General features: G+C 67.1%; 24 protein-coding genes. 11 read left to right on the top strand and 13 right to left on the bottom strand.

Going from position 1 to position 24,403, the window contains the following annotated elements; all coding sequences use genetic code 11:
- Nucleotides 1-250 precede the first annotated feature (250 nt).
- Genes AC4D2Q_RS01170 through AC4D2Q_RS01160 form a run of 3 tightly spaced genes read left to right on the top strand, consistent with a single transcriptional unit; the run spans nt 251 to nt 2,849 of the window.
- On the top strand, nt 251-1,099 hold the full coding sequence (locus tag AC4D2Q_RS01170; RefSeq protein WP_490926592.1) for an electron transfer flavoprotein subunit beta/FixA family protein: 849 nt from the start codon (nt 251-253) through the stop codon (nt 1,097-1,099).
- Nucleotides 1,100-1,154: 55 nt separating this feature from the next.
- Complete coding sequence (locus AC4D2Q_RS01165) at nt 1,155-2,099, top strand: electron transfer flavoprotein subunit alpha/FixB family protein (protein ID WP_490944352.1); 945 nt, start codon at nt 1,155-1,157, stop codon at nt 2,097-2,099.
- A 3-nt stretch (nt 2,100-2,102) separates the two neighbouring features.
- Complete coding sequence (locus AC4D2Q_RS01160; RefSeq protein ID WP_490944350.1) at nt 2,103-2,849, top strand: PIG-L deacetylase family protein; 747 nt, start codon at nt 2,103-2,105, stop codon at nt 2,847-2,849.
- 31 nt (nt 2,850-2,880) lie between these two features.
- On the opposite strand, the gene AC4D2Q_RS01155 is transcribed toward AC4D2Q_RS01160, so the two are convergent.
- From AC4D2Q_RS01155 to AC4D2Q_RS01125, 7 genes are all read right to left on the bottom strand, one after another.
- A complete protein-coding gene (locus tag AC4D2Q_RS01155; protein ID WP_490945687.1) occupies nt 2,881-3,129 on the bottom strand; it encodes a TipAS antibiotic-recognition domain-containing protein in 249 nt (82 codons plus the stop codon).
- Nucleotides 3,130-3,237: 108 nt separating this feature from the next.
- A complete protein-coding gene (locus tag AC4D2Q_RS01150; protein ID WP_490944348.1) occupies nt 3,238-4,098 on the bottom strand; it encodes an anti-sigma factor in 861 nt (286 codons plus the stop codon).
- Complete coding sequence (gene sigK / locus AC4D2Q_RS01145) at nt 4,091-4,741, bottom strand: ECF RNA polymerase sigma factor SigK (RefSeq protein ID WP_490944346.1); 651 nt, start codon at nt 4,739-4,741, stop codon at nt 4,091-4,093. The genes AC4D2Q_RS01150 and sigK overlap by 8 nt, the downstream gene beginning before the upstream one ends.
- Nucleotides 4,742-4,979: 238 nt before the next feature.
- Nucleotides 4,980-5,780, bottom strand: a complete 801-nt coding sequence (locus AC4D2Q_RS01140; RefSeq protein ID WP_490944344.1) for a class I SAM-dependent methyltransferase — start codon at nt 5,778-5,780, stop codon at nt 4,980-4,982.
- Between the two features lie 8 nt (nt 5,781-5,788).
- Nucleotides 5,789-6,256 carry a tRNA (cytidine(34)-2'-O)-methyltransferase gene (locus AC4D2Q_RS01135; RefSeq protein ID WP_490926598.1) on the bottom strand — a complete coding sequence of 156 codons (468 nt, stop codon included), beginning with the start codon at nt 6,254-6,256 and terminating at the stop codon, nt 5,789-5,791.
- A gap of 22 nt (nt 6,257-6,278) precedes the next feature.
- On the bottom strand, nt 6,279-7,238 hold the full coding sequence (locus AC4D2Q_RS01130) for a J domain-containing protein (RefSeq protein ID WP_490944342.1): 960 nt from the start codon (nt 7,236-7,238) through the stop codon (nt 6,279-6,281).
- Nucleotides 7,239-7,374: 136 nt separating this feature from the next.
- The gene (locus AC4D2Q_RS01125; RefSeq protein WP_490944341.1) at nt 7,375-8,124 is read right to left on the bottom strand and encodes a nucleoside/nucleotide kinase family protein; all 750 of its coding nucleotides are present in this window, start codon (nt 8,122-8,124) and stop codon (nt 7,375-7,377) included.
- 139 nt (nt 8,125-8,263) lie between these two features.
- On the opposite strand from AC4D2Q_RS01125, the gene AC4D2Q_RS01120 reads away from it, so the two are divergent.
- The 4 genes from AC4D2Q_RS01120 to AC4D2Q_RS01105 are packed head-to-tail and all read left to right on the top strand — an operon-like array spanning nt 8,264 to nt 12,229.
- Nucleotides 8,264-9,505, top strand: coding sequence for a cysteine desulfurase family protein (locus AC4D2Q_RS01120; protein ID WP_490944339.1), 1,242 nt, complete (start codon nt 8,264-8,266; stop codon nt 9,503-9,505).
- Entirely contained in the window at nt 9,502-10,656 is a 1,155-nt protein-coding gene (gene mnmA / locus AC4D2Q_RS01115; protein ID WP_490944337.1) for a tRNA 2-thiouridine(34) synthase MnmA, read from the top strand. Before AC4D2Q_RS01120 ends, mnmA begins: the two co-directional genes overlap by 4 nt.
- Before the next feature lie 60 nt (nt 10,657-10,716).
- Nucleotides 10,717-11,103 carry a chorismate mutase gene (locus AC4D2Q_RS01110; protein ID WP_490926603.1) on the top strand — a complete coding sequence of 129 codons (387 nt, stop codon included), beginning with the start codon at nt 10,717-10,719 and terminating at the stop codon, nt 11,101-11,103.
- Nucleotides 11,087-12,229 (top strand): uroporphyrinogen decarboxylase/cobalamine-independent methonine synthase family protein, encoded by a 1,143-nt coding sequence (locus AC4D2Q_RS01105; protein WP_490944335.1) that lies wholly within the window; start codon nt 11,087-11,089, stop codon nt 12,227-12,229. Before AC4D2Q_RS01110 ends, AC4D2Q_RS01105 begins: the two co-directional genes overlap by 17 nt.
- A gap of 40 nt (nt 12,230-12,269) precedes the next feature.
- Here AC4D2Q_RS01105 and AC4D2Q_RS01100 read toward each other — a convergent pair whose 3' ends face one another.
- The 6 genes from AC4D2Q_RS01100 to AC4D2Q_RS01075 are packed head-to-tail and all read right to left on the bottom strand — an operon-like array spanning nt 12,270 to nt 18,685.
- Entirely contained in the window at nt 12,270-12,986 is a 717-nt protein-coding gene (locus AC4D2Q_RS01100; RefSeq protein WP_490944334.1) for a DUF4166 domain-containing protein, read from the bottom strand.
- Between the two features lie 3 nt (nt 12,987-12,989).
- On the bottom strand, nt 12,990-14,282 hold the full coding sequence (locus AC4D2Q_RS01095) for a DUF58 domain-containing protein (protein ID WP_490944331.1): 1,293 nt from the start codon (nt 14,280-14,282) through the stop codon (nt 12,990-12,992).
- A 14-nt stretch (nt 14,283-14,296) separates the two neighbouring features.
- Nucleotides 14,297-15,319 carry an AAA family ATPase gene (locus AC4D2Q_RS01090; RefSeq protein ID WP_490944330.1) on the bottom strand — a complete coding sequence of 341 codons (1,023 nt, stop codon included), beginning with the start codon at nt 15,317-15,319 and terminating at the stop codon, nt 14,297-14,299.
- Entirely contained in the window at nt 15,316-16,572 is a 1,257-nt protein-coding gene (locus AC4D2Q_RS01085) for a DUF4350 domain-containing protein (protein WP_490944328.1), read from the bottom strand. Before AC4D2Q_RS01085 ends, AC4D2Q_RS01090 begins: the two co-directional genes overlap by 4 nt.
- Complete coding sequence (locus AC4D2Q_RS01080; RefSeq protein ID WP_490944326.1) at nt 16,569-17,240, bottom strand: DUF4129 domain-containing protein; 672 nt, start codon at nt 17,238-17,240, stop codon at nt 16,569-16,571. Before AC4D2Q_RS01080 ends, AC4D2Q_RS01085 begins: the two co-directional genes overlap by 4 nt.
- Nucleotides 17,237-18,685 carry a DUF7847 domain-containing protein gene (locus AC4D2Q_RS01075; protein WP_490944323.1) on the bottom strand — a complete coding sequence of 483 codons (1,449 nt, stop codon included), beginning with the start codon at nt 18,683-18,685 and terminating at the stop codon, nt 17,237-17,239. The genes AC4D2Q_RS01080 and AC4D2Q_RS01075 overlap by 4 nt, the downstream gene beginning before the upstream one ends.
- Nucleotides 18,686-18,951: 266 nt before the next feature.
- Between AC4D2Q_RS01075 and mtrA the strand changes: the two genes are divergently transcribed.
- From mtrA to AC4D2Q_RS01055, 4 genes are all read left to right on the top strand, one after another.
- Entirely contained in the window at nt 18,952-19,629 is a 678-nt protein-coding gene (mtrA, locus tag AC4D2Q_RS01070) for an MtrAB system response regulator MtrA (protein WP_490926611.1), read from the top strand.
- A 109-nt stretch (nt 19,630-19,738) separates the two neighbouring features.
- Complete coding sequence (gene mtrB / locus AC4D2Q_RS01065; protein ID WP_490926612.1) at nt 19,739-21,376, top strand: MtrAB system histidine kinase MtrB; 1,638 nt, start codon at nt 19,739-19,741, stop codon at nt 21,374-21,376.
- Nucleotides 21,366-23,126 carry an LpqB family beta-propeller domain-containing protein gene (locus AC4D2Q_RS01060; protein ID WP_490944320.1) on the top strand — a complete coding sequence of 587 codons (1,761 nt, stop codon included), beginning with the start codon at nt 21,366-21,368 and terminating at the stop codon, nt 23,124-23,126. Before mtrB ends, AC4D2Q_RS01060 begins: the two co-directional genes overlap by 11 nt.
- A 116-nt stretch (nt 23,127-23,242) precedes the next feature.
- Entirely contained in the window at nt 23,243-24,280 is a 1,038-nt protein-coding gene (locus AC4D2Q_RS01055) for a ComF family protein (protein WP_490944318.1), read from the top strand.
- The last annotated feature ends 123 nt before the right edge of the window (nt 24,281-24,403 follow it).

Genomic DNA, 24,403 nt, shown 5'->3' with positions numbered 1-24,403 from the left:
CGGGGCCGTTCACCCGGTGCCGCGGGCGCCGCGGCGGTAACCGGCAAAAGCAGCAGGGACTGTTCCTCCAGCGGGAGGGACAGTCCCTGCTGTGCATGGGGGAGGCGGTCCGCTGCTGACGGAATGGAGCTTGGCGAGGACACACAGGCGGCTTCACAGTGTGATTAGCTTAAGTTTGTCGCCCCGGGCGGCTCATCCCGCCGTCGGTGAATCCGTGCCCGGGAGGATCTCCAACGCAGAAAGGCCCCGCATGCAGGACTCAGCCGACAGGCCGCTGAACATTGTTGTTTTGGTGAAGCACGTCCCCGATGCCCAGTTTGACCGGCATCTTTCCGGCCCCAGCCACACTCTGGACCGCTCCGACAGCATTCTTTCCGAACTGGACGAGTACGCGCTGGAGGCGGCCCTGCAGCTGGCTGAGGAACGCGGCGGCCAGGCAGCGGGGAATATGGTGACGGCCCTGTCCATGGGTCCGGACGCGGCAGTCAACGCTGTCAAGAAAGCGCTGCAGATGGGCGCCTATCAGGGCTTCCATGTGAACGACGCCGCTTTGGCCGGCTCCGATGCCGCGGCAACGTCCCTGGTGCTGGCTGAGGCTGTGAAGCATGCCGCCGGGGAGCCGGGCGCTCCCGCCCTGCCGGACCTGGTGCTGACGGGAATGGCCTCCACAGACGGCGAAACATCGCTGGTCCCGGCCCAGCTGGCCGAGCGCCTGGGGCTGGCTCAGATAACCTTCGCCTCCGAGGTTGAGGTGACCGGCACCGGGGACGCCGCCGTCGTCCGTGCCCGCCGGGACGGAGACTCCTTCTCGGAAACCCTCGAAGCGGAACTTCCCGCGCTGGTGTCCGTCACGGACCAGGCCAATGAGCCTCGGTACCCCAATTTCAAGGGCATCATGGCGGCCAAGAAAAAGACCGTCACTGTCCTTTCCCTGCAGGACCTGGGCTTGGAGCCCGCGCAGGTTGGCCTGGACGGCTCCTGGACCACGGTGGCTGCTTCCGCGCCGCGTCCGCCGCGGACCGCGGGAACCGTCATCACCGATGACGGCAATGCCGGCATTGCCCTGGTGGACTTCCTGGCCGCCTCCAAACTGATCTGAGAATCTTTTCACCGGTGCTGCTCCGGCAGCGCCCGAAGTATTAAGGAGAGCCGCCATGGCCTCTGTCCTGGTCTTTATCGATGTGCCGGGCCTGCCGCTGCCGCGCGCGAGCCGAGAACTGCTGACCATTGCCCGCGGGCTGGGGGAGCCGGCCGTGGCCAGCCCCCGCGCCGTCGGCGATGATGTCCTGCAGGCACTGGGCGAATACGGTGTCAACGCCGTATATGAACCCGAGAGCGACCTGCCCGATGTCCTGATCGCGGCCAAAGCCGCTTTCCTGGCGGATGCGGTGCGGGCAGCGGAGCCGGCCGCCGTGCTGCTGGGCAATTCCTTCGAGGACCGCGAGGTGGCGGCGCGCGTGGGCGTGAAGCTGGGCTCCGGCGTGATTACCGATGCCGTGGCTATTGCTCCGGACCTGTCGGTCACCAAGTCCGTCCTTGCCGGCTCCTACACCTCAACCTGCCGGGTGCAGACCGGAGTTCCGGTGATTACCGTCAAGGCCAACAGTGTTGAGCCCGCTGCTGCCGGAACGCCCGCAGCACCCGAGCGCCGCCGGCTTGCGGTGACCGACGCCGGTCCCGCCGCACGGGTCACCGCCCGCACCGAAAAGCGTGTGAGCGGCCGTCCCGAGCTCGCCGACGCCCGGGTCATTGTGGCCGGCGGACGAGGCATGGACGGAGACTTCACTCCGGTGGAGAATTTGGCGGACGCCCTGGGAGGTGCCGTCGGCGCTTCGCGCGCCGCTACGGACGCGGGCTGGATTGAGCACTCCGCGCAGGTGGGCCAGACCGGCAAAACGGTGTCCCCCCAGCTGTACATCTCAGCAGGCATTTCCGGCGCCATCCAGCAGAAAGCCGGCATGCAGACCGCCAAGGTGATTGTTGCGGTGAACAAGGACCCCGATGCACCGGTGTTTGAGATAGCGGACTTCGGAATTGTGGGGGACGTGTTTTCGGTGCTGCCGCAGGCCACCGAGGAAATCAAGAAGCGCAGGTCCTGACCGATGGAACCCACCGCCCCGCGCATCAAGCGGGTGCTCGCCTTCGCCGCACACCCGGACGACATTGATTTTGGTGCCGCCGGAACCGTGGCCGCCTGGACCGCCGCCGGCGTCGACGTCACGTACTGCATCATGACCGCCGGTGATGCCGGCGGCTTTGAGCCGGGGGACCGGAGCAACGTGTCCGAACTGCGCAGCAGCGAACAGCAGGCCGCCGCGGAACTGGCCGGTGTGCGGAACATCCACTTCCTGGGCGAACGGGACGGCTTCCTGGCCGTGACCCCCGAGGTGACGGAAAAGGTGGTGGCGCTGATCCGCCAGGTGCGTCCCGACGTCGTGCTTTCAATGCATCCCGAGCGCAACTGGGAGCGGATCCAGGCCAGCCATCCGGACCATCTGGCCTGCGGCGAGATCGTCACGCGTGCGGTCTACCCGGCGGCTGAAAACCCGTTCGCCTTTCCCCGGCTGGCCGAGCAGGGCCTGGAAGCGTACAAGGTTCCGTGGCTGTGGTTCTACGGAGCGCCGCGGGAACGCGAAAACCATGCCGTGGATGTCAGCGCCTTCGTGGACACCAAGCTGGCCGCCATCCGGGTCCACGCCAGCCAGCATCCCGACGTCGCCCGCATGGAGGCTGCAGTGCAGTCCATGCTGCAGGACAACGCCCGCCGGTTCGGACTGCCGGACGGCGCCAGTGCCGAAGTCTTCCACGCGGTGGGGGTCAACACGGAGCAGACCATCGCCGGGTTCTGACCCCGGACGGTGATCCGCCCGGCCGCAAGCGTTACAGGTTGGCGTCCGCCCACGCATCGATGGCTGTTGACAGGTAGACCGCCAGCCCCGGAGCCTCGCGGTCGTAGAAGGCGGTGAAGCGCCCGTCCTGCACGTACATGCTCCCCAGGGCCTTGTACGCGTCCCGGTCCGGAGTCCAGCCCGCGCAGACCCACCGGTAGTGGCGTGCGACGGCGGCGGAAACCCCGGGATCCGACGGCGCCAAACGCGTCCGCAGGCAGGCAGCGAGCTCGGTGTTGATGGCGCGGGCTCCCTCCGGGACAGGCAGCCGGTGTTCGGCTGCTTCTCCTTACGGTAGGGGTTTCCGCAGCGTCAAGGTCAAGGCCCCACCCGCAGTGACAGAGAGAGCTCAGGCGGCTTCGGCAGAGAAGGGGATGACCAGGACGATGGGCAGCGTGGGCGTCGCCGAACCGCCGTCGGGCTCCACCGTGACCGCCACGGCCTTGTACGGATCAATGTCGGTCAGTTCCGTGGCTTTGGTCCCGGAAACTTCTTCGCCCGTCATAGTGCCCACGGATACCGGATCGGAACCGTCGGCCGGAACCCGCCACATTTGGTACACCGAGCCCTCCGGCGGCGCCGGGACCCCCTTGAGCGTCACGACGGCGGCATTCTCCGCTGAGGAGGTGGCCACCTCCGCGGTACCGCCTGTGGGCAGATCGATGGTCCGCTGCTGCACGTCCGAGGCGGAGAACACTTCCTCCCTGACGCTGTCGGGCCCGAGGTTGCTGACGGTTACTCCGCCCACAATGATTGCGGCAGCTGCTGCGCCGGCGAGGATCCAGCGGCCGGCGGCGGACCGCGGGGAACGGCGGTTGCGGCGGGCCGCAAGTTCATCACCGGGCTGAACGTCCGGCCGGACGCCGGACAGATCGGAGTTGGGCACTGCAGAGCTGGGCAGATCGGCAGGGGGATCCTTGGGTGCCTTCTCCTCCTGCGGGATCCGGGCCATGATCCGGTCCAGCAGATCAGCCGGGGGAGCGGCTTCGGCCCGGTATCCTCCGGCCAGTGCTTCCCGGGTGGCCCAGACGCGCTGGAGGAAAGTCCGGCGGAGATCCGGATCCGCCTGTTCCACGGCCGCATCAACAGCCTGCCGGTCTTTTTCGGGCAGGGCGTTCAGGGCATACACCTCAGCCCACTCCAGCACTCGGCCCTGTGCAAGGTCCGATTCCAGAGCGTCCGAGGAGGCATCAAAGCTGTTCTCAGGCATCTGCGTTCACCCCCAGGCACTTCTTGAGTCGAATCAATCCGTCACGGATCCGCGATTTGATGGTGGGTACTGCGGCTCCGAGCTTTTCGGCAACCTCCCGGTACGTTAGTCCGCCGTAGTAGGCGAGCCGGACCGATTCCCGCTGGGTGTCGGTCAGTGAGTCCAGGCACTGCACCACGGCTTCGGCGTCCAGGCGCTGCGTCACGGTATCCACCACGTTGTCATGGTCCGGTTCCTGCATGGCCGCACCGAAACGCGCCTCGCGGTTCGCGGAGCTTTGTTCGGAACGGACCCGGTCCACGGCGCGCCGGTGAGCCAGCGTCAGCAGCCAGGCCAGCGGCGAGCCGACGGCGGGATCAAACCGGGAGGCGCTGGTCCACACCTGGAGGTAGACCTCCTGGGTGGTGTCCTCGCTGAGTTCGGCATCGATCAGCACGCGCCGGGCCAAGCCGTAGACGCGCCGGGAGGTCAGGGCGTAAAACTCTGCGAAGTCATCACGGCTGCCGCCGGCAATTCCTGCCAGAAGCTTCTCCAGCGAGGCTGCGGAGCCGGGCTGCTGCGCTTGGGTCTTTGCGGCGTCGGCGGCGCCCTCCGGTGAGGAGTCTTGCGCGGCGGAGGGCCGTCCTTTGTTGGACGTGTCCATAGGAGTCCAGCATACGGGGAAAGCTCCTCCCGGGGATGCAGCACTGCGGCGCAAGTCGGCCGCAGCCGGTGCCTGACCGCCCGCCGGGCGGTCAGCGACCGCCGTAACTCCATGTTGCTCCCGAACCAGTCCCATACTCCCTATTCGGTGCGGGGACAGCGCCGGATGGGTGCAGGTTCGGCTCAGGAGGCTGAAACGGCGGTTCCGCTCAGGAGCGGGCGCCCGACCGTCAGGACCGTCAGGACCGTCGGGCGGAGGCGATCAGGGTGTCGGCGTTGAGGTTGTGTTCTTCGCCCAGCTGGGCCAGGAAGGATGTTTTGACCCGTCCCGCCGCTTCCGGGTCCTCGGGAAGAAGGAAGCGCAGGCTGCTGCCCATCACCAAGGCCCAGGCGAGGGGCGGTGTGAGCTGGACCTGCCCCGGAGTGGAGAGGACCTTGATGTCCTGGAAGCCCAGGGATTCCAGCCACGAGGTCAGTTTCTCGGGGGTGTTGAGGCGTTCGGCGTTGCTCCGCGACCCGGCGAGGCCTTCGGCAACATCAGGACGTTCCCGGCGGCATTCCTCGATGAACAGATCGGTGAAGGGATTCAAAGCACCCTCGGCCCAGGTGCTCAGGGCCAGGCGTCCGCCCGGGCGCAGGTTGGACACCAGGTGCGCAGCTCCGGCATCCATGTCCGGAAGGAAGAACATTGAGTAGGCGGAGAGAACGACGTCGTAAGGTTCCTCGCCGGACCAGTCGGAAATGTCTCCCACGTGCAGGGCAACGTTCTCCAGGGACAGGGTGCTGGCCTTTGACTGGGCCAGCGCCAGCATTTCCGCAGACAGGTCGATGCCGTCCACGCGGCCCTCCGGTCCGGCGTACTGTGCGGCGGGAATGGTGGTGGCACCGGTGCCGCAGCCCGCGTCGAGGATGCTCTCACCCATGGTGATTTCAGCAGCCGCCACCAGGGCATTGCCCATCGGATTCCACAGCGAAGGCGCCAGGCGCTCAAAGTCGGCGGCGCCGTCGTTAAACGCGGTTCCAATGTTGGTGTCGGGCATGGAAATCCTTAGAGCTGGGCACCTGCGAAGCCGTGCTGGCGCCAGGCTTCGTAGACGGCAATTGAGGCGGAATTGGCTAAGTTAAGGGACCGCAGTGAGGGCAGCATGGGCAGCCGGACGCGTGCGGTGACGTGCGGATCCTGCATGACGTCCTCGGGCAGGCCCACGGATTCGCGGCCGAACATCAGCACGTCGCCGGGCTGATAGGCGATATCCGTGTAGGACGTGTCACCGCCGGAGGTGAAGGCGTAGACCCGTTCCGGAGCCAGCGCCTTCCAGGCAGCTTCGAGCGTGGGGTGCACGTGCAGGACCGCGAGGTCATGATAGTCCAGGCCTGCTCGGCGCAGCTTGGAATCCTCCAGGTCAAAGCCCAGCGGCTCGACGAGATGGAGCTCGGCTCCCGTAATGGCGGCAAGGCGGATGGCGTTGCCGGTATTGCCGGGGATTTCAGGGGTGTGGAAGAGAATGCGGAACACAACCCCATCCTAAGCCCGGCGGCTACTGTGCCAGCGCATCGAGCAGGCCGCCAAGAACCTGCAGCTGGACCACCTGGGGCTGCGGGCCGTCGTTGAAGAAGCGGCGGAGTTCGCGCTGCAGCGTTCCGGCGTTCACCACGTGCACCGTGGCCGGGGCGCTGCGGCTCAGCGAGGGCGGATAATCGATCACCGGTTCAAACGGGTTGCCGTTGGGAGAGTGCAGGACCACCCAGCCGCTGACGTTGCATTCCGGGAAGCGGTCCTGGAGGGTGCGCACCGCATCCGGCAGGCGGCCGATGTTCACTTCCCGGCCGCGGTAGCGCAGGTGCCGGCCGTCCCAGTTGTAGTTGCCCGGCGAGGCCACCTGCGATTCCAGCACGGCCATCCGGTACCCGCCCAGCAGGACATGGCCCACCTCCAGGTTTCCGCCGCGGGGAGAGCGGTCCGGCACATGCAGTCCGTTGACCAGCCGGCCTGCGGGATAGTCCGGCAGGAGGGTTCGCTGCAGCAGGTTTATGGTGAGGTTTTCGCCGTCGTACCGGGCGGCGGCCGCGGAGCCCAGCCGGGCGAAAAAGCCGGGACGGCGGGGAGCGCCGTGGATCTGCTGCCCGGCCAGGGCCAGCGGCAGCACCGGCGGGGAGCCGGGGGAGAAGTCGGGAACAAAGCGGGGGGTGCTGCCCAGGTTCTCCTCGGCGGATGCCGAACCTGCGCGGGCGGACGCGGTGCGGGAGGCCGACGGCGGTGCGGCAGGACCGCCGGACCGGGCACCTCCCCTGCCCAGGGACAGGTCATAGGCGGCCTTCTGCTGCGGGTTGGACAGCACCTCGTATGCCTCGGCAATAACGTGGAAGGTTTCGGCGCTGCCGCCGCGGTCCGGGTGGCTGGTGCGCGCAGCCCTGCGGTAGGCCGCTTTGATTTCGTCAGCTGTGGCCGAGGGGGCAAGACCCAAAACCTCATAAAGCGTCTTGGGGGACGGGCTCACAGCAGTTCCTCTCGTTGGGCCGGCAGGCCCGGCAGGCGCAGCACCGGATTGGCGCAGCAGATATTAGGCAGCGGTTTGCATTCTTGCAGGTTTGCCGCAGGCAACATCACAGCAGCTACAACGTTGCGGCAGCGAACTATGTTTCCGGCCCCGCCGCCGGGGGCCGCACACGGTAGCTGGCTTCGGCCGCGGAAATGAGCCGGGGACGGTCCGGACGGGAATTCTCCACCACCACTGCGGCCCGTGCCGCAGGATCACAGCCGGCACAATAGAGCCGCTGGCCGCCCACGTACCGGCGCATGTCCGGATGTTCCGGATCCGCGGGTGTTCCGTCCCGGACGGCCATGCGGGCGGCGGTCACGGTGAACGGAACGTCGAGGAAGATCGAAAAATCCCAGTAAGCCGCCAGCTCGTCCCGGTGCAGGAAGAGCCCGTCCACCAGGACGACGGCGTTGAAAGCGGCGGGCAGCTCCGGCGGGGACAGCACGGCGTCGGTCTCCAGACTGTGCCCGGCCGGCCGGTACCGTCCGCTGCCGCCCCGTCCCAGCGGATCCAGGGCGTAGCTGCGGAACTGCTCCAGGTTGTAGGAATCGGAATAGAACCCCAAGGCCGAAGTCCGGCCCCTGCGGTAGCGCACCTGACGCCGGTGATGAAAGTCATCAAGGGACACCCGGATGACCGGACGGACCGCAGTCCTGCCCAGCTCAAGCGCCAGGGCATCGGCAAAAGTCGTTTTGCCGGAGCCGTCCACGCCGTCCACTGCCGCCAGCAGGCGGCGTCGGGGAGACATATCGCACAGCTGCCCGGCCAGCGCCTGCAGCAGAGCAGCGCGGCTGACTGGCACTTCTTCACCGGGTATCGCGGCTTTCGGGGGCAGCGCAGTCACAGGGGCAGTCTGCCACCTTCCGCCCGGGACCGGGAAAGTCCCGGGAAAAGTCCCGGGGAGAGAGGAAATCGGCCTGAACTGCAGATCCGGTCTCCGGCACGGAACCCGCGCCGGTTGCGGCGGCCGTTAGAATAAGGACGTGCCCGTGTACCTAGATCACGCGGCGACCACGCCTATTTCGGCCTCGGCCCTCGCCGCACTCACGTCAGAACTCAGCCGCAGCGGCAACCCCTCGTCGCTGCACGGCTCCGGCCGCCGCGCCCGGATGGTGGTGGAGGAGTCCCGCGAAGCGCTCGCCGCTGCCGCCGGCTGCCACCCGTCGGAAATCATCTTCACGTCCGGCGGAACGGAAGCGGACAACTTGGCAGTCAAAGGGCTGTACTGGTCCCGCCGGGACGCCGATCCCCGCCGCACCCGCATCCTGTGTTCCCCGATTGAGCACCATGCCGTCCTGGACACCGTGCAGTGGCTGGAAAAGCACGAGGGTGCCACCGCGGTATGGCTGCCGGTGGATCACAACGGGGTGGTTTCCGAGGAAGCCGTCCGCGCCGAACTTGCTGCCCATGCGGACACCACTGCCCTGCTGACCGTCATGTGGGCCAACAATGAAGTGGGCACCGTGCAGGACATTCCGGCCCTAACCGCGCTTGCCCATGAGTACGGAGTGCCGGTGCATACCGACGCCGTCCAGGCTTTCGGTGCGCTGCCGGTGGACTTCCGCGCCTCCGGCGTGGACACCATGGCCATCAGCGGACATAAGATCGGCGGGCCCGTGGGCATCGGTGCGCTCGTCGTCGGCCGGGCCGTGAAGCTTACGCCGGTGATGCACGGCGGCGGCCAGGAGCGCGACATCCGCTCGGGCACCCTGGATACCCCCGGCATTGCCGCCTTTGCCGCCGCAGCGCGCGAAGCCACGGAGAACCTTCCGGCCGAGTCCGCCCGCCTGCGGGAGTTGCGGGACGTCCTCATCGCCGGTGTGGAACGGGCAGTCCCCGACGCAGTGCTTCGCGGTGCGCGCGACAGTGCCGGAACGGCCGACGGCGCAATGCCGGCCCGGCTGCCGGGCAACGCCCACTTCACGTTCCCCGGCTGCGAAGGCGATTCACTGCTGTTCCTGCTGGATCTGGCCGGAGTGGAATCCTCCACCGGGTCGGCCTGCACCGCGGGAGTACCCCGCCCCTCGCACGTCCTGCTGGCCATGGGACTCAGTGAAACGGAAGCCCGCGGCGCCCAGCGTTTCAGCCTCGGGCATACAACCACCGCCGCGGACGTTGACTCCTTGTTGATGGCACTTCCCGAAGCATACGAACGGGCCAAGAAAGCCGGAATGGCCTCCCACGTCAGCAGCATCCAAACAGCAGGAACAGGTTTTTCTTCATGAAGGTTTTGGCAGCAATGAGCGGCGGAGTGGACTCCGCAGTAGCCGCAGCACGGGCAGTGGAAGCGGGGCATGACGTCGTCGGCGTCCACCTGGCGCTGTCCCGCATGCCCGGAACGCTCCGCACCGGCAGCAGGGGCTGCTGCACCATCGAGGACTCGCGGGACGCCTGGCGGGCGTGCGACATCCTCGGCATCCCCTATTACGTCTGGGACTTCTCCGAGCGGTTCAAGGAAGACGTGGTGGATGACTTCATCGCCGAATACGCCGCCGGCCGCACACCGAACCCCTGCATGCGCTGCAATGAGCGGATCAAGTTCGCCGCCCTGCTGGAGAAGGCGCTGGCCCTGGGCTTCGACGCCGTCTGCACCGGCCACTACGCCAAGGTGATCACCGACGCCGACGGTAATCCCGAGCTGCACCGCGCCGCGGACTGGGCGAAGGACCAGTCCTACGTGCTGGGCGTGCTCACCCACGAACAGCTCAAGCACTCCATGTTCCCGCTGGCCGAAACCCCGTCCAAGGCCGAAGTCCGGGCCGAAGCGGAACGCCGCGGCCTGTCCGTGGCCAACAAGCCGGACAGCCACGACATCTGCTTCATCCCCGACGGCGACACCCGCGGCTGGCTCGAAGAGCGCATCGACATGACGGAGGGTGACATTGTGGATTCCTCCGGCGAGAAGATCGGCACGCACCCCGGCGCCAACGCCTTCACCGTGGGCCAGCGCAAGGGCCTGAAGCTGGGCCGCCCCGCCGACGACGGCAAGCCCCGCTTCGTGCTGGAGATCCGGCCCAAGGAAAACAAGGTGGTGGTGGGTCCGGAAAAGCTGCTCAACATCGACCAGATGCGCGGCATCAAGATCTCCTGGGCCGGGCTGCCGATCCCCGAGGTCGCTGCCCGCACCGAGTTCGACTGCATGGTGCAGGTCCGCGCCCACGGCGACCCCGTTCCGGCCCGCGGCTGGATGGAAGACGTTGCCTCCGAGGAGACCGACGGCGGTGTCCGCGAGGAGCTGGTGGTCCGCCTGAACGAGCCGATGCGCGGCGTGGCTCCGGGCCAGTCCATGGTGGTCTACCAGGGCACCCGCGTGCTGGGCCAGGCCACGATCGATTCGGCGCGTTCCCTGGAATGGGATCCCGCCGCGGTGTCCTAAGCGGCATCTCCGGGACGTAATGTGCGGCGTCCGCCGCAGGGCGGACCCTAGACTGGATCCATGACTGATACGCCCGCAGATGAGTTCGAGTTCGATCCCTCGGCCAGTTCCCTCGCCGGAACCGTGTCCGAGGACGTCATGCAGGAGCTGCTGGCCGTACGCAGCAGCATCGACAACATCGACGCAACCCTGGTCTATCTGCTCGCCGAACGGTTCAAGGCCACCCAGCGGGTGGGGATGCTCAAAGCGGTGCACAACCTGCCGCCCGGAGATCCGGGCCGCGAAGCCGCGCAGATCGCCCGGCTCCGCCGCCTCGCCGAGGACGCCCACCTGGACCCGGCCTTCGCCGAAAAATTCCTGAATTTCATCATCAGCGAGGTCATCCGGCATCACCAGGCGATCTCCGACAATCACAACGGCGGCAACAGCAATGCAGCGGGACGCTAACCAGCACGAAGACTGGCAGCACGAAGACAGCCAGCAGGAAGGCAACCGGCAGGGTACGGCGCAGCCTGAGGCCGGCAGCACGGTGACGGCCACTGCACTGGGGCAGTGGCCGGGCACAGACCCGGTGGAAGCCACGCGGATCATCCGCGGAGAGCTGGGGGAACCACATTTGCCGTTCCTGGTGGAACTGCCGAACCGCGGCCCCGGTGCCGACGCGCTGGGCCGCACCGCCGCCCTGCTGGTGGATCTGGCCGTGGACCTGCAGCCGCACGGCTGGCGCCTGGTTCCCCGGCCGGGGAAGGACCACCGGCGGGCCCTCTCGCTGCTGGGCCAGGACCTCAACGCGCTTGCGGACGTGGTGGGCGGGGAGGAAAGCCCCGGCCACCAGCTGAAGATCTCCCTGCGCGGCCCGCTGTCGCTGGCGGCTGGACTGTACCTGCACAACGGGGAACGGGCCCTTTCCGACGCCGGCGCACGCCGCGAACTGCTGCAGTCCCTTGCCGCGGGGGCAGCGGACTTCGTAACCCGCGCCCGTACGGCTGCCCCGGACGCCTCAATCATTGTCCAGCTGGATGAGCCGGAAATTGCCGATGTGCTGGGTGGAACCATCCCCACGGCCAGCGGCTACCGCACGCTGCGTTCGGTTCCCTCCACCGAGGTGTCCTCCGCCTGGAACTCCATCATCGAGGCCCTTGCCGACGCCGGTGCTGCGCAGACGGTGCTGCGGCTCCCGGAATCCCGGCGCTCGGCGGCACTGCGCCCCGGCGCGCAAACGCCGTTCTCGCTGGCACTGGGTGCCGGTGCGGCCGGAGCGGCGCTGCCCGCCGCGGGCCTCACCGGAGCGGACTGGGAAGCCATTGCGGAAGCAGTGGAAGGTGGAAAGAGTCTGTGGCTGGGTATCCTTTCCGCTCCCGCCGACAACGCTGAACCGCGCCAGGTGAAAGCCCTGGTGGAGGATGTGCTGCGGCCGTGGAACAAAATCGGCCTGCCTCCTCAGGCATTGCCCGCACTGCGCCTGACACCGGCCGGAGAGCTCGCGGAAGCGTCGCCGTCGTCCGCCCGCAAAGTCCTGAACCGTCTGACGCAAGCTGCAGGGGCCCTGTCCCAGGTGGCCGCTGAAAGCTAGCCGGCCGTTTCCGGCAGGCAGGGCACAGCGGAAGCTCTGCTTAAACGCGCCGTTCCCAACGGGCCGGCACTGCGTCCTGGGGCAGCTGGCCGTTCCACCGGCGCTGTTCGTAGCTGAAGCTCCCGTCATACACAAAGATGGTTCCCACCTGCCGCTGCACCACGCGGGTGCGGATCCGGAAGAGACCGTCACCGGCGTCGTACCACTGCTCCACATGGGCATCCGCTGCGGCGAAGGCCGGCAGCGGCAGCCGCAGCGGTCCCAGGAAGAGCCGGCTGCCCGGTGAATCCATGCGCAGGTGCCCGTCCCCGGTCACGGTCAGCACCAGATCGGTGGCGAGGTTCCGGTTCCTGCCCAGGTAATCCGTGAGCTGTCCTGGGCCGGTCAGTGTGGTGGTGTCCTCGAAGACCCGGTTCCCGGCCGGAAACCGGAAGGTCCGCACCGCGGTCAGCGAGGGCCGGTTCTCCGGATCCCAATGGGGATAGTTGCGGATCGTGAAGGGCACATTGGTGCCGAAATCGGGGAAGAACGCATTGGAGACCGGCATCAGTTTCAGCAGCGGCCGCAGCCACGGCCGGGGGCAGCCGGCGGATTCGAAGACCCCGGCGCCCTCCCCATAAACTCCGCCTCCCGGCGCTGCCGAAAAATACTCCTGCAGCTCGGGCTGCAGCCGCTCAAAATCCGGTCCGAGGACGCTGCGGTAGACCGATTCCGGTCCGCCCGGGCCGGATACGCGGGGTGACGGTGAATCTTCCATGATCTACAGCCTTCCCGAGGCCTTGAGCCGGATATACAGGTCCGCGAGTTTGGGCGGCAGCTCGTGCGGAGTCTCATCAACCACCTCGGCCCCCATGGACCGCAGATAGGCCGTCACGGCAGCCCGGTCGAGCAGGGCACGCTCCGCGGCAGCGGCACGGAAGACCTCGCTTGCCGTTGACCGCTGCCGGCGCAGGTCCTCCAATTCAGGATCCCGGACCGAGGCGATCACCACCAGGTGTTTCTCCAGCAGCTGCGGCAGCACGGGCAGCAGGCCCTCTTCCAGCGCGCCCGAGTCCAGTGCCGTGATCAGCACCACCAGGGACCGCCGGGTGGAGACCGACTGGACCGCTCCGGGCACCAGGGAAAAGTCCGCTTCGATCAGCTCCGCCTCAAGCGGCGCCATCGCGGTGACCAGACGGTTCAGGAGATTGCCCTTTCCGCCGGAGCTCACCCGCGCCCGGATCCGCCGGTCAAAGGCCAGAAAATCCACGCGGTCCGCTCCGCCGGAGGCCAGCATCGCCAGCAGCAGGGCGGCCTCGATCCCGGTGTCCAGCCGCGGCTCCTCCCCGATCCTCGCCGCGGAGGTGCGGGAAGTATCCAGGAGGAGAACTACCCGCCGGTCCCGCTCCGGGCGCCAGGTCCGCACCACGGTGTCCCGGCGCCGGGCCGTGGCACGCCAGTCAATGGACCGGACGTCGTCGCCGCGCACATAGTCACGCAGCGAATCAAATTCCGTGCCTGCTCCGCGCAGCTGGACCGAGGCATTGCCGTCCAGTTCCCGCAGCCGCCGCAGCTTGGACGGCAGATGGCGCTTGGAATGGAACGGCGGCAGGACCCGCAGCACCGCCGGGCTGCGCAGGGTGCGCTGGCGGGCGGCCAGTCCCAGCGGACCGAAGCTGCGGACGGTGACCGTTCCGCTGTGCAGCTCGCCCCGGCGTTCGGGAAGCAGCTGCACCTCGAATCTTCTGGCCTCACCTGCCGGAACGCGGATCCGCTGGACCGGGTTGGCGGCCCCCGCGGAGGGTTGCCAGCCATCCCGGAACCACCCGTTGAGGGTGCGCCGGCTCCCAATGCGCACGGTCAGCACGACGGCGGCTGGCTCGGTGAGGCGCACACTGACGGGTTCGGTGCGCTGCAGGGTCAGAGCACGGGGTGATGCCGCCGCAAGCAGGTCAACTGCGGCCGCCGCGCACAGGAATGCCGTCCACAGCCACAGGGCGGTGCTGCCGGGAAAAAGCAGGACGGCAACAACGCCTGCCGCGGCGAGGAGGACAAACCGGCCGGAGATTGCCATCGCGAACCGGCGTCCTACCGGGGAACCGGAACGGTGGCCAAAATGCTGCCCAGGACATCATCCACGCTGACGCCGTCCATCTGCGCTTCGGGGCGGAGGGATACCCGGTGGCGCAGCGCCGGCAGGGTCAGGGCCTTGACGTCGTCGGGCGTGACAAAGGTCCGTCCTGAAAGCCAGGCCCAGGCGCGGGAGGTATTGAGCAGCGCCGTTGCGCCGCGGGGGGAAACGCCAAGCTGGAACGACGGCGCCGCCCGGGTGGCCCGGACCAGGTCCACAATGTAGCCGAGGACTTCGGGAGACACCGCCACGGCTGCCGCCGCCTGCCGCGCTTTCTCGAGATCTGCCGCGCCCGCGACGGGCCGGACGCCGGCGGCAGCAAGGTCCCGGGGATCGAAACCGCCGCTGTGCCGCCGGATGATCTCAATTTCATCGTCGCGTCCGGGCAGGTCCAGGGTGAGCTTGAGCAGGAACCGGTCCAGCTGCGCTTCAGGCAGTGAATATGTTCCTTCATACTCCACGGGGTTCTGGGTGGCGGCCACGATGAAGGGATCGGGCAGCCGGCGGCTGACACCGTCCACGGAAACCTGGCGCTCCTCCATGGCTTCCAGCAGCGAGGCCTGGGTTTTGGGCGGAGTGCGGTTGATTTCATCGGCCAGCAGGATATTCGTGAAGACGGGGCCTTCCCGGAACGTGAATTCCGAGCTGCGGCCGTCATAGATCAGCGATCCGGTGACATCGCCGGGCATGAGGTCGGGAGTGAACTGCACCCGCTTCGTGTCCAGATCCAGGGCGGCGGCCAGGGAACGCACTAGGAGCGTCTTGGCAACACCGGGCACGCCTTCGAGCAGCACATGGCCGCGGGCCAGCAGTGCGATGATCAGTCCGGTCACCGCCGCGTCCTGTCCCACCACTGCCTTGGCCACCTCCCGCCGCACATCCAGCAGCGCCTGGCGGACGGGATCCGGAGCGGTTGCCGCCGGGCCCGGAGCCTGCCCGTCCTGCTGATACTGCTGGTCCTGCTGGTCCTGCTGGCTCATGATGCGGTGACCTCTTCCTCTAGGGCTTGCAATTCCTGGGACCACTGGACAAGTGCGGCGTCGCTGGCGGGGGCGGCACGGTTCAGCAGGTGGTCCACCTCGTGCACCGGCCGTCCGGTGGCTGCCGCGACTGCCCGCACCACGGTGTCGGTGCTGCTGGCAGGGCCCAGCCGGAGCCGGGCGGACAACCGTGTCAGCGCGGCGGCGCGCAGTGTTGCGGCCGCGCGGTCCAACGCCCGGCCGTCCTGATAGAGCCGGGCGCGTCCTTCAGCCGTCTCTGCGGACCGTACCACTACGGGCAGCGGTTCCGCCGCGAGCGGCCCCAGGCGGCGTCCGCGCCACAGCATCGCCAAAACTGCTACGACCAACAGCCACAGCAGCAGCGGATCCACCCAGCCGGGCAGCAGCGCCCGCGGATCTTCGGGCACCGCCGCAGCCGGTGTGTCGGCGACAGTGGGCAGATACCAGACCAGCGTCCCGGTGGAACCCAGTGTGCGCAGTGCCAGGGCTGCGTTGCCGTGGTCCGCGAGCGTCTCATTGGCCAGGACTGCCGAGTTTCCCAGGACGACGACGCCGGCGTCGTCGTCCGTTGCATAGGAGCCGGCGGGGGCACTGCTGTCCGCACCGGCCCCGGGGCTGTCTTCCGGCGGAGGGAAACAGGCAGCGGGAGCACGATAGGCATACCCGCCTGCGGTAATCCGCTCGGCCGCTTGGGCATCTGCCGCGTCACAGTCAGCGTTCAGCGGCGCATCTGTTGCAGGCAGGACGCCCGCCGAACGGATGCCGGGCGCCAGTTCGGAAAGCTGGAAAAAGGTGGGCTCCACCAGGACCTGCCGGCGGGCCAACCCGTTCAGCTCTGCCAGCTGCTCCTGGCTGAGGAAGCCGTCGGGATCGAACAGCAGAAGCGTTGACTGGTCCCCGTCGTCTTTCAGCAGGGCCAGCGCCTCCTCGAAGGAACCCGGCGAACGCACATCTACTCCCTGCTCGTTCAGGATTTGAGCTGCGGCCATGGCACCGGCCGGGGCGGGATTGGCGGGCGAGAGCGGGGCACCGTCACTGCCGGAGCCGGTCAGGATGCGCAGCAGAACTACGGCGCAGAGCACCAGTGCCAGGATGATCCACACCCGCCAGGCCCGCAGGCGTGCCCGGAGGGCCCTGCCTCCGGATGCTGCGGCAGAAGGAGCCGTTGCCTCAGCAGCCGCAGGATCCGCCGGCGTTTCCGCGGGCGCGCCGGCCTTGTGCACTGTGCTCACCGCGGCACCGCCAAGGCTGAAAGCGGAGCCGATCCGGCGGACGGGGAGGAGCGTTCCAGCAGCCCGTCCAGGTCCCGGGCACGGATGACGTCAGCAGAAACGGCGGACAGATGCCCGTATCGGACTTCGTCAAAGCGCCGCGCCAGCCAACGGATTTCTTCCCGAGCAGAGGGAAAGGCTTCGCTGAGCTCCTGCCCTGCCTCGGCCGCCGTGCGGCCGGCACGCGGTTCAAGGATCACGCGTTCCTCCGCCGAGCGGATCACGGCGCGCAGCCGCTCCGTCAGGGCAGTGTCCCATTCTTCGCGGGAGGCGGCCTCGTCGGCCAATCTGCGGTGGTCTACTGCAATCCGGATTTCAGGTGAATCGAAAACCGCCTTGCGGCGCCGTGCGTTCAGCCGGGGCCGGACCAGGAAAACCGCAGCCGCCAGAACAACGGCTGCTCCCGCCGCAAGAAAGAGGACACCGAGAGTGGGATCCACGCCGGTGATGCCCTCCAGCAACCGGGAGAAAAAATCGCCCACCCACTGCCAAAACCGGTCGAGCAGGCTTGGCTCAGCCTCCTTGTACACGGACCGGGAGAGTTCCTTTTCCGCCCACCCGCGTCCTTGGCCGCCGTCGGGGAGCACCGGCACGTCGAAGCGAACTCCGGCAAGCGGCAGCACCGTCATCCGCCGGACCCGCTGCGGCGCCCCGGCACCAGATCGGGGGTGGATCCCGCGAGTTCCTGCTCCTTCATGAGGGTGAGGTCAAAGCCTTCCCGGCGGATGCGGAGATCGACGTACAACAGCGAGGTGACGGCTGACTGGAACGCGTATCCGATGGCACCGAAAAAAGTACTGATGGCCACGTTCAGTGCCACAAGGGCCATTGCCGTGCCGGCATCGGGCTCTGAACCGCTGCCAAAAGCAGTGACGAAACTCAGAATCAGGACCACGGGCGTGCTGATGACGGACGAAACGATGGACACCAGGATCGCCGTTAGTGCCAGGATCCCGAACGAACGCCAGAAATTTCGTTTGGTCAGTTCCCAGGACCGGCGCAGCGAGGCAAAAACCCCGGCAGGTTCCAGGACCAGTGCGGCCGGTGCCAGCGCAAACTTGACTGCCAGCCAGACGAAGACAGCAATCAACGCCAGGATGCCCAGTACCAGGACGGCAATGCCAGCGGCGCCCAGGAACTGCAGGATCACTGCCAGGAGGAGGGAGAACACCACAATCCCGACGACGATCGCCGCGAGCAGAAGCAGTCCCAGCCCGGCCAGGGGAAGGAGCCGGGAGCGGGAGAGCCGCCAGGTTTGGGCAAAACCCGTTTTCAGGTTCAGGATGGAGCGCGCGACGGGCACCACCAGGATGCCCTGAAGCAGCAGGACGCCCACCACGGACACCACCCCCAGAAGGGAGACAGCTGTCAGGGACCAGCCCAAGGAGCCCTGACTGGACTCGAACTCCTCGACAGTGAATTCGGAGCCGTCCACGTCGGTGCTGAACAGGTCCGAAGAGAAGAAGCTGCCCGCCACCAGATAGGTCAGCACTGCAATAACGCCCTGAATCAGCAGGGCCGTTCCAAAGGTTGCCGCAGCGTTTTTCCGGCAGGCCTGGAAGGCGCCGTCCAGCAGTTCGCCCAGGCCCAGCGGCCGCAGCGGGATAACGCCGGGCTTGGGCGGAGGTGTCCATCCGCCCTGGGGGAGGTAACCGGGAGAACCCCAGGGCTGGCCGGGAGTCCCCGGCGGGAACGCGCCGGGAGCACCGGGAGCCCCCGGACCCGACCACTGCTGATTATTCTGGCCCCATGGGTTCTGCTGGCCGGGTTGTCCCCATTGTTGTCCCCAGCCCTGCGGCGGTTCCGGTTGCCGGGGCAGCGGGGGAGTGGTGGGTGGCTGGCTCGCGGGAGGTCCCCACGCGGACGGGGGTTCGGGGGAGTTCTGCGCTCCCGGTGCTGCCCACAGGGAGGGCGGCTGCGCTGCGCTCCCAGTACCGCCGCTCCCAGTACCGCCGCTCCCGGTGCCGCCGCTTCCGCCAGCGCCGGTCCCGCCGTCGTCGTTGTACTCCGGGCCGGCCGCAGGCGGCCTAACGGGTTCCTTCGGCTCCTCGCCGCTGTGATTGTCCTGACCCAAAGCTTGCCCCCCAAACCGTTGTTTTCCGTGCTCCGACTATAGTTCCAGAGCGGTCCCCGCGTCGCGGAGAAAACCCGCCGGATTCTACGTCCTCTAGGATGAGAGGGATACTGCCAGCTGTCGTGCTGTCCTCGGACATGCCGGATGCCCCGCATTCCGGACAGCAGGCAGCAGCCCGCGCAGGCCGCCGGGCAGCCGGAGAAAATGGTCCGGGCAAGCACCGCAACGAGGAACCGGCTTGAGCAGTCAACTGGGGACAGGGAGTTATGAAGGCACGCATATTGGTCGTGGACGACGACGAAGCATTGGCCGAGATGATCGGCATTGTGCTCCGCAACGACGGGTTCGACCCTGTCTTCTGCGCGGACGGTTCCAAGGCGCTAGACATTTTCCGCCATACCAAGCCCGACCTTGTCCTGCTGGACCTCATGCTCCCCGGGATCGACGGGATCGAGGTGTGCCGGCAGATCCGCGGTGAATCCGACGTGCCGATCGTCATGCTGACCGCAAAGTCGGACACCTCCGACGTCGTCCGGGGCCTGGAATCAGGGGCGGACGACTACGTTCCGAAACCCTTCAAGCCTGCCGAGCTCGTGGCCCGGGTTCGGGCACGGCTGCGTCCGGGTGACACGAAATCCCCGGAAACCCTCAGCATCAAAGAGGTGTCCATCGACGTGGCCGGCCACGTGGTCACCCGCGGCGCTGACACCATTTCCCTCACACCGCTGGAATTCGACCTGCTGGTGGCCCTGGCACGGAAGCCCTGGCAGGTATTCACCCGTGAAATGCTGCTGGAGCAGGTCTGGGGTTACCGCCACGCGGCCGATACCCGGTTGGTTAATGTCCATGTGCAGCGGCTTCGTTCCAAGATCGAGCGCGACCCCGAAGCACCCGAAATAGTCCTGACGGTGCGCGGTGTCGGTTACAAAGCCGGTCAGAGCTAGGCGGCAGGGGACTTCGGTCCTGAAGACCGAAGTCCTCCCGGCACTGCTGCGGACGCTCAGGCAGTTCCGCGACGCGCTGCGCAAGGAAACATTTCACCGGATCGCCCGCATGTGGCGGCGTTCCCTGCTGTTCAAGACCGTGGTCTCTACGCTGCTCCTGGTCACCCTCGCATGTGGCGGCGTGGGTGCTTTCCTCTCGCATCAGATTGCCGGCGCGCTCTATGAAGAGCGCCTGAAGCAGTTCCAGTCAGAGGCCACGGCAGGGCTCGTCTCGGCCAAGGAAAACTTCCGGACCACTGCAGCCACGGACCGTGAAGGAACCGAACGGCTGGTTTCCAACACGCTCTCACTGCTGGAGGGGCAGGGGGCCGACGCGCCCCGCCTTTACCTGCTTAGCCCCCTGCCGGGCCAGGAGCAGGATCTTTTTGTCTCCCAGACTCTGGGGGAGGGCATTACTGCCGGCAGCATTCCGCTGACCCTGAGCGAGTCCGTTCGAAGCATCGATGTTGATGACGACCGCGACACCATCCACTGGTCCGCCCTGGCCCTGTCCCACGGCGAGCCCGGGCTGGCCTTCGGCACCAAGGTCACCCTCCCGCCGGACCGGGCCGAATACGCCCTCTACCTGATCTACGACCTGTCCTCCATGCAGCAGACCCTCGATGACATCCACCGCATCCTGTGGATCGCCGGCGGGCTGCTTCTGGTGATCATCGGGACGATCGCCTGGATTGTCGCCAAGGCCGGAGTCGGAGCCATCAGTGATGCGGCGGCGGTCTCCGAAAAGCTGGCCGCCGGCGAGCTGCAGGAACGCATGGTCGTCAAGGGCGAGGACGACGTCGCCCGCCTGGCCGCGTCCTTCAACCACATGGCGGCCACCCTGCAGGACCAGATCACCCAGCTGGCCCAGCTTTCCCGGATGCAGCAGGTCTTCGTCTCGGACGTGTCCCACGAACTGCGCACCCCGCTGACTACTGTGCGGATGGCCGCCGAGGTTCTTTACGACGCGCGGGACGGGTTCGACCCCATCAGCCGCCGTTCCACGGAGCTGCTCTACCACCAGGTGGAACGTTTCCAGGCCCTGCTCGCTGACCTGCTGGAAATTTCCCGCTTCGACGCCGGTGCGGCATCGCCTGATCTGGAGCCCACCGACATTTTCACCGTGGTCCGAGACGTCATCGACGCGACGGAACCGCTGGCCCTGAACATCGGATCGGAAATCACTGTGGTCTCCAAGGAAACCAGCTGCATGGTGGACGCGGACCCGCGGCGGATCGAACGCATTATCCGCAACCTGGTGGTCAACGCCCTGGAACACGGCGAAGGAAAGCCCATTGAGATTGCCATTGCCTCCAACCTTGACGCCGTTGCGGTGGCAGTGCGGGATCACGGCATCGGCATGACCGACGACGAAGCTTCACGGGTGTTCGACCGCTTCTGGCGCGCCGATCCGGCCCGGGCGCGGACCACGGGCGGCAGCGGACTTGGACTGTCCATCGCCGTCGAAGACGCTTTGCTGCACGGGGGACTGCTCCAGGCCTGGGGGCGCCCCGGAGACGGAGCCTGCTTCCGGCTTACCCTGCCCCGCCGTCACGGGGTGCCGTTTGCCGAATCGCCGGTGCCGTTGTCACCGTACGACGGCGCCCCCGGAACCCGTGCGCTGACGGCCCGTGCACCGGCTCCCGTCATCACACCGGTAACCTCACCCGCAGACGCATCAGCCCAGGAGCCGACCGATGGACGCTGAAAACTCCGCTTCCGCCCGGCCGTTCGCGAAGCTGGTGCTCATGGCGGCTCTGCTGATGGCGGTCTTGTCCGGATGTTCCTCCATTCCCACTACCGGTCCCGTGGGCACGGCCTCCGCGGACAGCGACGGCAGCTCACTGGTGGACACCTTTGACGTGGCTCCGCGCGGACCCAGCCAAAACGGAGGAGACTCTCCGGCGGAAATCCTGCAGGGTTTCATCACCGCGGGAACTGGTGCAGCAGATGATTACAGCGTGGCCCGCGAATTCCTGACCGACTCCCTGGCTGAAACCTGGACCCCGAATGACCGGGTGCTGATTTACGGCGCGGATCCGGATATCGTGCCGGCGGCTGACGGGACGAGCTACGCCATCCAGCTGGAAGTGGTGGGAGCTCTGGATACGCGCGGAATCCGCACCGACAAGGCCTTGGGTACCACGGAAACGGTCTCCGCCTCCGTGGAACAGGAAGACGGCCAGTGGCGGATCAACGCCATTCCCAACGGAATCATGATCTCCGAGGTCAATTTCTCGCTGCTGTTCCTCTCCCACAACCTTTACTTCTATTCGAGCAACTTTGAGTTCTGGGTTCCCGACACCCGCTGGTTCGTCCAAAAGTCAGGCATTGCGGCCAACGTGGTCAAGGCAATGCTGGAGGGGCCGGCACCCTATCTCCAGGGGGCCGTCAGCAGCGCCTTCCCGGCGGGTACGGCCCTTGCCCGGGATGCCGTACCGGTGGTCTCCGGCGTGGCGACGGTGGATCTGTCCGCTGAGGTCCTGCAGGACTCCAATGACCTTAACCGGCAGCAGATGGCCCTGCAGCTGCAGCAAAACCTGACCAACCTCAACAACGTGAACTCGGTCAGCATGACGGTCAACCAGCGGGCCGTGGACCTGGGCAAGGAAAGCAGTGCGCTGGTCGACGCCGTCGCCGACCCCGAAGCGGGCAGCACCCAGATTGCTGTGCATCAAAATGAGCTGGCCTACTTCAAGGGAGTGGAGCCGCAGGCAATCGAGGGCATTCCCAGTGTTGCGGAGTATGGTCCGCGGGATCCGGCTCTCTCCCTGGACCTGGCCACGGTTGCCTTCCTCAACAGGGATCGAACGTCCCTGTTCCTTACCGGACCCAACCAGGACGTTCGCAAAGTCGTTGACGGCACGGCGCTGACTGCCCCGAGTATTGATGTGGAAAAGTGGACCTGGACGGCCTCGAACACCGCGGGCGGAGCCAAAATCCTTGCATTGCCGCCGGGCGGGGGACCGGAACAGGTCCTGTCACTGCCGGTGGCCTGGCTGAATGAAGTTGCAGTTTCCGAGCTTCGGATTTCCAGGGACGGGGCGCGTGCTCTGCTGGTGACAAGCCAGGGCGGGAAAAGCCACGTGTTCGTTGCCGGTGTCGTGCGCGACACGGACGGAACCCCGAAGACCCTGACCACTCCGCTGGAGCTGGCAGTCACCGCCAACACGGGCTCCGGAATTCCTCAGACGCTTCCCGTGAACCGCGCCAAGTGGGTCTCGCAGGATTCCATCGTCGCGTTGCAGACGTCCCCGGACAACCAGGTCACGCCCGTGATTCTGCGTTTGGGTTCCAGCCCTGAACCGCTGGCCGGCCTGACCGGTATTACCAGCCTCAGTGCCGGCAAGGGTGAACAGGACATCTACGTTCAGACCGACGAGGCCATGTTCAAGCGGATGGGCAACAGCTGGTACGAGGTGGGCAAGGAACTGCTGGATCCGGCCTTCCCCGGGTAGCCTTTCCCCGCGCACCCGTCCTGCACAGGCGAAGCGAAACCGCCGCCGGGTCCTGGGTTCCCACCTCAGGATGAGCGCTTACTGACTCGCGGCGTTCCCTGCCCCAGGATGACGGCATGGAGATACCGGATCCTTCACCACCCTTCGGTGCGGACTCGCCGCGGCGGGCTCGCCTTCCGCTCCGGGCCGGTTTCCGGGCCCTTTTGGGCAGCGCCCCGGCCCTTTTAGGCAGCGCCGCGGACCGGTGGCGGCTGAAGCCGTGGGCTGCCGCGGTCGGGGCCGCTTGGGCTGATCTGCTTGCCGTACTGCTGCCGACATCCTGCGTGGTCTGCGGAGCGCCGGACTCATCCCTGTGTCCCGGCTGCCGGGGCAGGGTCCGGCGCAGCGGCACCCGCCCCTACTACGCCCAGGCTGCGGCAGAACTGCTTCCGCGCGCCGAGGCCGGGAGGCAGATGGAACCGGAGGCCGGTGCCTGCGGGCCGAAGACTCTGACCGAGCCGGATCTGACGGAGCCGGATCTTACCGATGTGGAACTGCCGGCGCTGCCGGTGCTTGCCGCCGGCCGCTACGCAGGCGGCCTGGCACGGGTGCTGCTCGCCTATAAGAACCACGGCCACACCGACCTCGCCGGTGTGCTCCGTCCGGTCCTCGCCGGAGCACTTCATCATGCCGTGCAGGACATCGGCAGCAGTACCGGGCTTTTGCTGGTGCCCGTTCCGGGGACGGGCCGCGCGCTGCGCCGCCGCGGCTACAACCCATTGACGATGCTGCTGGCCGCACTGCGGACCGGCGGGCTGCTGCCGGCCGGGACAGGAGTTGCGCCGGTGCTCCGCTTGGCGGGACGCAGTCCGCGGGACGTGCTGCGGCCAGGCGCCCTGGTTGCCGCTGCGTCCGGGATCTCCGGCGCAAGCCAAAAGAGCCTGGGACGGAAGGGACGGCGCCGGAATGTTTACGGAACTATGACTGCCGGACCTGCAGGCACACTGGCAGGCAGGCGGTGTCTCGTCGTCGACGATGTCCTCACCACCGGGGCGACGCTGGCGGAGGCCACGCGTGCGCTGCGGGCTGCAGGGGCACGTGTCGAAGGTGCCGTAGTCATCGCAGCCACTGCAGGTCCGGCAAGTGACGCAAATTACATTGAGGGCGGATCGTAGTCCACGGGACACGGCTAAGGTAATCGGAATGTCCGGAGGTGAATAACGCTGGGCAGTGATCTAACGTGTTGGTATGGACAGCTTCAAGAAGCGGAGTTGTCCTGCGGCAGCGGTCGCAGGATT

The organism is Arthrobacter sp. TJ-178 (genome assembly GCF_058269275.1).
This window is presented reverse-complemented; position numbering and strand designations above follow the sequence as displayed.

Excerpts from the sequence above, each read along its gene's own strand:
- AC4D2Q_RS01150 (WP_490944348.1), bottom strand. The coding sequence starts at position 4,098 with ATGCCTGAGAACAGCTTTGATGCCTCCTCGGACGCTCTGGAATCGGAC.
- AC4D2Q_RS01055 (WP_490944318.1), top strand. The coding sequence starts at position 23,243 with ATGGAGATACCGGATCCTTCACCACCCTTCGGTGCGGACTCGCCGCGG.
- AC4D2Q_RS01160 (WP_490944350.1), top strand. The coding sequence starts at position 2,103 with ATGGAACCCACCGCCCCGCGCATCAAGCGGGTGCTCGCCTTCGCCGCA.
- AC4D2Q_RS01105 (WP_490944335.1), top strand. The coding sequence starts at position 11,087 with ATGCAGCGGGACGCTAACCAGCACGAAGACTGGCAGCACGAAGACAGC.
- AC4D2Q_RS01165 (WP_490944352.1), top strand. The coding sequence starts at position 1,155 with ATGGCCTCTGTCCTGGTCTTTATCGATGTGCCGGGCCTGCCGCTGCCG.
- AC4D2Q_RS01100 (WP_490944334.1), bottom strand. The coding sequence starts at position 12,986 with ATGGAAGATTCACCGTCACCCCGCGTATCCGGCCCGGGCGGACCGGAA.
- mnmA (WP_490944337.1), top strand. The coding sequence starts at position 9,502 with ATGAAGGTTTTGGCAGCAATGAGCGGCGGAGTGGACTCCGCAGTAGCC.
- AC4D2Q_RS01095 (WP_490944331.1), bottom strand. The coding sequence starts at position 14,282 with ATGGCAATCTCCGGCCGGTTTGTCCTCCTCGCCGCGGCAGGCGTTGTT.
- AC4D2Q_RS01060 (WP_490944320.1), top strand. The coding sequence starts at position 21,366 with ATGGACGCTGAAAACTCCGCTTCCGCCCGGCCGTTCGCGAAGCTGGTG.
- AC4D2Q_RS01170 (WP_490926592.1), top strand. The coding sequence starts at position 251 with ATGCAGGACTCAGCCGACAGGCCGCTGAACATTGTTGTTTTGGTGAAG.
- mtrA (WP_490926611.1), top strand. The coding sequence starts at position 18,952 with ATGAAGGCACGCATATTGGTCGTGGACGACGACGAAGCATTGGCCGAG.
- AC4D2Q_RS01110 (WP_490926603.1), top strand. The coding sequence starts at position 10,717 with ATGACTGATACGCCCGCAGATGAGTTCGAGTTCGATCCCTCGGCCAGT.
- sigK (WP_490944346.1), bottom strand. The coding sequence starts at position 4,741 with ATGGACACGTCCAACAAAGGACGGCCCTCCGCCGCGCAAGACTCCTCA.
- AC4D2Q_RS01140 (WP_490944344.1), bottom strand. The coding sequence starts at position 5,780 with ATGCCCGACACCAACATTGGAACCGCGTTTAACGACGGCGCCGCCGAC.
- AC4D2Q_RS01080 (WP_490944326.1), bottom strand. The coding sequence starts at position 17,240 with ATGACGGTGCTGCCGCTTGCCGGAGTTCGCTTCGACGTGCCGGTGCTC.
- AC4D2Q_RS01090 (WP_490944330.1), bottom strand. The coding sequence starts at position 15,319 with ATGAGCCAGCAGGACCAGCAGGACCAGCAGTATCAGCAGGACGGGCAG.
- mtrB (WP_490926612.1), top strand. The coding sequence starts at position 19,739 with ATGTGGCGGCGTTCCCTGCTGTTCAAGACCGTGGTCTCTACGCTGCTC.